This window comes from Chromohalobacter sp. 296-RDG, assembly GCF_029889885.1.
GTDB lineage: Bacteria > Pseudomonadota > Gammaproteobacteria > Pseudomonadales > Halomonadaceae > Chromohalobacter.
The window spans coordinates 1-5,998 of sequence record NZ_JARANY010000091.1 but is presented as its reverse complement, the minus strand read 5'-3'; the positions used below and the strand labels follow the sequence as shown (position 1 = coordinate 5,998).

The window sequence follows — 5,998 nt, the reverse complement described above, 5'->3', positions numbered from 1 at the left end:
CCGACATCTTGCCTGCGGCGAACGCAAGCAGCGCCAGGCAGAGAATCGCCACAGCGGTGCCTTGCACGGTCAAGGTGACCAGCGCATTGCCCAGCGCGGCGCGGCGGGCCAAACGCCGCTGATCGTCGAGCAACATCCGCTGCTCATGCTCCACTCTTTCCCGGTGGGCGCCGAGTACGCCGAAGGTGCGCAACTCGGCCAGGCCCTGCAGATGTTCCAGAGCGCGAACGCGCAGGCGCTCCAGCGTTTCGACGCGTCGCGCGCTTGGGTCCCGTCCTGCCACGGCCATGCCCAGCGTGACGATCCCCCATAACGGCAGCATGATCGCCAGCAGCACACCGCCCAGCGCGGGCATGGCCAGCGCCTGGATGCCGGCGACGACGAGGATCGCCAGCAGCCCCACTAATGGCGGCGCCAGCAAGCGCAGATAGAGATTGTCGAGCGCGTCGATGTCGGCGGTCAGCCGATTGAGCCATTCGCCGGCGCGGTAACGCGCCAGTTCACGGCCCGATAGCCGTGACAAGCCGGCAAAGGTGCGCCCGCGAATATCCGCCAACAGACGCAGCACGGTGTCGTGGTTATAAAGGCGCTCGGCATAACGCGCAGCGGTACGCCCCACGGCGAAGAAGCGGATACCGCTACCTGGGGTGAAGACATCGATCGTCGCCGCGCCACCCGCCGCGAGTGTCATCCCGGTCAGCGCTGTCGCGGTGATGAACCACCCCGACAGCGTCAGAAGCCCAATAGCGAACAGCAGCGTCGCCAGCATCAGCAACGCCCCGATCAGCAAGCGTGTACGCTGCTCGCCCATCAGGCGCAGCCATGGGCCTAGCGCCTTTCTAGTGGGCCCCTGCATGACAGTGGACTCCTTCATGACCAGGCCTCCGACGATACCGGTACGTCCTGTGAAGACAACTGGCCCGCCTCGAGACGCAACACGCGGTCGGCCATGCCCATGACGGCGGGATGATGCGTGGCGATGACCAGAGTACGGCCTTGCGCGACCAGTTGCGTCAGTCCCTCGATCACGCGGCGTTCGCTGTCAGGGTCGAGGCTGGCCGTGGGTTCGTCGAGCAATACCAGGGGCGCGTCACTGAGGAATACCCGCGCCAGCGCCAAACGGCTGGCTTGCCCGCCGGAAAGCCCCAGACCACGCTCGCCGAGGGACGTGTCGAGCCCCTCGGGCAAGGCTTTCAGCAAGTCACCGAGCTGAGCCGCATTAAGTGCCTCGCGCAAGCGGTCGTCACTGGCATTTGGCGCGACCAGGCGTAAATTCTCGGCCAGCGTGCCCTGCATCAAGAACGGGCGCTGATCGAGCCAGGCCAAGCGTGTCTCCGCACGCAACGCGACCTCGCCCGCCTCGGCCTCGACGAAGCCGGCGAGCAGTTGTAGCAGCGTCGACTTGCCGGCGCCCGATGGTCCGACCAGCGCCACCACCTCGCCATCGTCGATATCGAGATCGAGTGGCCACAACACGCGGCAGCGCCCGGCATGCGCCACACAGACCTCGATCAGGCGCGCCCGTAGCTTCGTCGCGTCGTCGCACTCATCGTCTAGAGCCTCCATGCGTGGACCCTTTGGTGGCGTCTGCGACAGCAATTCGCACAGGCCCTCGGCGGCACCCAGGGCACTGGCGCGGTCGTGATAATGCTGGGCAAGCAAGCGCAGCGGCTGGAAGAAATCCGGCGCCATGAACAACAGGAACAACCCGCTGAACAGCGTCAGTTGGTCGGCCGGACCGAACTGGATGTAGCCCAGCAACCCGAAGCCGATATAGATGGCAATCACCGCAATCGACACCGAGGCGAAGAATTCCAGCACCGCCGAGGAGAGAAACGCCACGCGCAGCGTTTTCATGTTGCGCCGCCGGTAGTCGTCGGCCACCGCCGTGACTTCCTCGGTGGCCTGACGGGTGCGACCGAACAGCTGCAAGGTGGTCAACCCGCGCACGCGATCGAGGAAATGCCCCGCGAGACGCGTCATGGCCTGGAACTGCTGCTCGTTCAAGCGCTGAGCGCCCATGCCGATCAACGCCATGAACAGCGGAATCAACGGCGCCGCAATCAGGAAGAACAACGCCGCCAACCAGTCCAGCGAAAACGCCACGCCGAGAAAGATCAGCGGCAATACCACCGCCAGCGTGGCCTGGGGCACATAACGCGCGATATAGCCTTCCAGCGCTTCGACCTGATCGACCAGTCGTGCGGTACTGCCGGCGCTATGCCGCTGGGCGAGATGCACCGGCCCCAGCGCCGCGAGATGATCGAGCACCTGGGCGCGCACGTGCGCCTTGACGCACAGCCCGGCTTCCAGACCGCTGGTCTCCTGCAGCCACTGCGCCAGCCCGCGCACGATCACCGCGCCAGCCAACGCCGCCGCATAGGGCCATAGCGTGGCCAAGGCCGACTCGTGGACCACGACAGCGCTGATCAACCATGCCATCAGGCCCAGTTGCGCGAGTGTCGCGAGCCCGCCGACGACACCAGCGACGATGGCGAGGCTCAGCCAGCCGCGTACCTCACGGGATTGCGCGGCCAGCCATTGGCGCGACGCACGCGCCGGGGTTGGTGCTTGAGATCGGGACACGGCTCAGTGATACCCGTCGCCGACACGCACCTTGCCGCGGAATACCCAGTACGACCAGGCGGTGTAGGTCAGAATGATGGGCACCACGAACAGCACGCCGATCAGCAGGAAGAACTGTGACTCAGGTGCCGAGGCGGCATCCCACAGGGTGTAGTCCGGTGGAATGACATACGGCCAGCGGCTCACCAGCAGCCCCAGATAAGTGAAGACAAACATGCCCAGGGTAAAGAGGAACGCCATCAGCTCACGCCCCTTGCGGTTGGCGGCATAAATGCCAATCACACAGGCCAAGGCCAACGCCGGCAGTAGCCAGATCACCTGCATGTGGTCGAACCAGCGTTCCCAGACGCCCGGGTCGATCCACGGCGTCCACAGGCTGACGACAGCGAAGACAACCACGACCCCGACGAGCAACTTGGGTACCAGAGCACGCGCCCAGTCACGCACATGCCCCTCGGACTTGAGCACCAACCAGGTCGCGCCGAGCAGTGCATAGCCGGCCACCAGCCCGAGTCCAGTGATCACCGAAAACGGTGTCAGCCAGTCGAGCGCCCCGCCGGTGAACACGCGATCGGCGGTCTCGAAACCTTCGATATAGGCCCCCACCACGGCGCCCTGGGCGAAGGCCGCCACGAAGGAGCCGCCGGCAAAGGCCGCGTTCCACCAGTTGCGCGTACGTCCTGACTTGAAGCGGAACTCGAAGGCCACACCACGGAAAATCAGGCCCGCCAACATCAGGAAGATCCCGATGTACATCGCCGGCAACAGGATCGAATAGACCAGCGGGAAGGCCCCGATCAATCCGGCGCCTCCCAGTACCAGCCACGTCTCGTTACCGTCCCATACCGGGGCGACGGAATTCATCATCACGTCACGCGCATCTTCGTCCGGGGCGAAGGGAAACAGGATACCCAGCCCCAGGTCGAACCCATCCATGAGCACGTACATGATCACGCCGAAGGCGATGATGACGGCCCAGATCAACGAGAGATCGAACATTTCCATGGCTTAGCTCCTGTTCGGGGCGCGGTCGTCGCGCGCATCATCGAAGGGCACGTGGGCAGCGGACATGGGTCGCGCCGGACGGTCGTGGCTATCCAGATCCTCCGTATCGTCGTGTTCATCGAGGCCCTGATTGATCACCTTGCACAGGTAATAGACACCGGCGATGAAGATCACGGCATAGACGGCGATATAGCCCAGCAGCGTGAACAGCACCATGCCGCCACTCAGCGAGGGGGTGATGGCATCGGCGTAGTCGAGCACGCCGTAGATCAGCCACGGCGAACGCCCGGTTTCGGTCACGAACCAGCCTGCGACTACCGCCACGAAGGGCGCCAGACTCATGCCTTGTAGCCCGCGCAAGAACCAGCGGCTGCGATAAACACGCCCGCCCTTGCGTAACACCAGTCCGGCAACGGCAAAGGCAATCATCAGAAGCCCCAGTGCCACCATCACGCGGAAGCTATAGAAGGTGATCCACACTGGCGGCTGTTGCGCACGGTCGATTTGATCGAGCCCCGGCACCACACCGTCTGGATCGTGACGCAGGATAAGACTGGCACCATTGGGAATGCCGATCTCGACGCGGTTGGCCTGCAGATCGCGGTCCGGCAATGCGAACAGCAATAGCGGCACGTTCGACTCGGTTTCCCAGTTACCTTCCATGGCGGCGATTTTCATCGGCTGGTGTTCCAGCGTATTCAGGCCATGCTCATCACCGACGAAGGCTTGCAGCGGCGCCAGAAACAGCAGCAGCCATAGCGTCATCGACAGCGCACGCTTGTGGGCATCGATATCGCGACCGCGCAGCAAGAACCAGGCACTGACCCCGGTCACCACGAAGCCACCGGTCAAGAATGCAGCCAAGGCCATGTGCGTGAAGCGGTACGGGAAGGACGCGTTGAAGATCGCATCGACCCAGGAAGTCACATGGATCACCCCTTCGCGGATCTCATAGCCATCGGGGGTCTGCATCCAACTGTTGGTGGCCAGAATCCAGAACGCCGAGATGAACGTCCCCACGGCGACCATCAGCGCAGCGAAGAAATGCACCGCCGGCGAGACACGATGCCGGCCGAATAGCAATACCCCCAGAAAACCAGCTTCGAGGAAGAACGCCGTGACCACCTCGTAACTCAGCATCGGGCCGATGAAGTTCGCCGCCATCTGCGAGAAGTTGCTCCAGTTGGTCCCGAACTGGAACGCCATCACGATGCCGGACACGACGCCCATGCCGAAGACCACGGCGAACACCTTGGTCCAGAACAGGCCGAGACGATCCCAGACGCGGTTGCCCGTGGACACATAAAGGCCCTGCAGCACGGCGATATAGGAGGCAAGCCCAATCGTGAAGACCGGGAAGATGGCATGAAAGGAAACCACGAATGCAAACTGCAACCGCGACAGGAGAATCGGATCTAGCGCCATGGCTGACTCCTTGAAGCTCGCATGATCAAAAGGTCATCGGAAAGAGGTGGTCATAGCCGAAAACGGCCCGCCGCCTGGGTCTTATTGTTTCGTTTCCAATCCCCCTACATCGTAGAGGGTTTATATAGCCTTAAAAAGCGCTGTGGCGGGGTTTCATATGTGTCGCGTTGCCGCACGGCAAATTGCCGCATGCGCGCCGATGTCGCGGTTGGCTTCGTTCTGCGTCATTCGTCTAACGGAGAACACCATCTTCTTTTTGGTAGAATAGTTATATCAAATTAGTATTTTTTTGGCGTCCGGCGCTACCGCTTTCGACAAGGATCACTCATGAACGCTATCTGGATCGCCATTTTCGGCGCTGTGTGTTTCGTGTTGGGCTATCGCTTCTATTCGAAGTTCATCGCCGAACGCATTTACCGACTCGACCCCGACTTCCAAACGCCCGCTCACGCCTATCAAGATGGCGTCGACTACGTGCCCACCAACAAGTGGATTCTGTGGGGACACCACTTCACCTCAGTGGCTGGCGCAGCGCCCATCGTGGGGCCGGCCATCGCCATCTACTGGGGTTGGCTGCCGGCCATTCTTTGGGTCGTGCTGGGCACCGTGTTTGCCGCCGGCGTGCATGACTTCGGTGCCGTGGTGCTGTCCAATCGCCACAAGGGCCATTCCATCGGCACGCTGGCCAACAAGCTGATCGGCCAGCGTGCCAAGCTGCTGTTCCTGTTCATCATTCTGATCCTGGTTTTGATGATCAACGCGGTCTTCGCGTGGGTCATCGCCAAGCTGTTCATCACCTTCCCCGCCAGCGTGCTCTCGGTGTTCATCCAGATTCCTTTGGCGGTGTGGATCGGCTATCGCGTCTATCGTCACTCGGGGTCGATGCTCCTGCCCTCGGTCATCGCCCTCGCCGTCATGTATAGCGCAGCGCTTTTGGCCAGCGAGGTACCCATTCTACAGATCGATCTGGTCAGTTGGTTCG

Annotated in this window: 5 protein-coding genes; 1 reads left to right on the top strand and 4 read right to left on the bottom strand. The window is 62.3% G+C overall.

Annotation, left to right across the window (positions count from 1 at the left end; genetic code table 11):
* The 4 genes from OP495_RS16060 to OP495_RS16045 form a co-directional block, all read right to left on the bottom strand.
* Positions 1 to 874, bottom strand: an 874-nt coding sequence (locus OP495_RS16060) for an ABC transporter transmembrane domain-containing protein (RefSeq protein WP_280570710.1), incomplete at its 3' end; no start/stop codon positions are given.
* The gene (gene cydD, locus OP495_RS16055) at positions 871 to 2,586 is read right to left on the bottom strand and encodes a thiol reductant ABC exporter subunit CydD (RefSeq protein WP_280570709.1); all 1,716 of its coding nucleotides are present in this window, start codon (positions 2,584 to 2,586) and stop codon (positions 871 to 873) included. The genes cydD and OP495_RS16060, both read right to left, overlap by 4 nt.
* 3 nt (positions 2,587 to 2,589) lie before the next feature.
* On the bottom strand, positions 2,590 to 3,591 hold the full coding sequence (cydB, locus tag OP495_RS16050; protein WP_280562111.1) for a cytochrome d ubiquinol oxidase subunit II: 1,002 nt from the start codon (positions 3,589 to 3,591) through the stop codon (positions 2,590 to 2,592).
* A 3-nt stretch (positions 3,592 to 3,594) separates the two neighbouring features.
* Positions 3,595 to 5,016, bottom strand: coding sequence for a cytochrome ubiquinol oxidase subunit I (locus OP495_RS16045; protein ID WP_280562113.1), 1,422 nt, complete (start codon positions 5,014 to 5,016; stop codon positions 3,595 to 3,597).
* A 327-nt stretch (positions 5,017 to 5,343) separates the two neighbouring features.
* Between OP495_RS16045 and OP495_RS16040 the strand changes: the two genes are divergently transcribed.
* Positions 5,344 to 5,998: carbon starvation CstA family protein (locus tag OP495_RS16040; RefSeq protein ID WP_280570708.1), on the top strand; the 655-nt coding region annotated here is incomplete at its 3' end.

Excerpts from the sequence above, each read along its gene's own strand:
- cydB (WP_280562111.1), bottom strand. The coding sequence starts at position 3,591 with ATGGAAATGTTCGATCTCTCGTTGATCTGGGCCGTCATCATCGCCTTC.
- OP495_RS16045 (WP_280562113.1), bottom strand. The coding sequence starts at position 5,016 with ATGGCGCTAGATCCGATTCTCCTGTCGCGGTTGCAGTTTGCATTCGTG.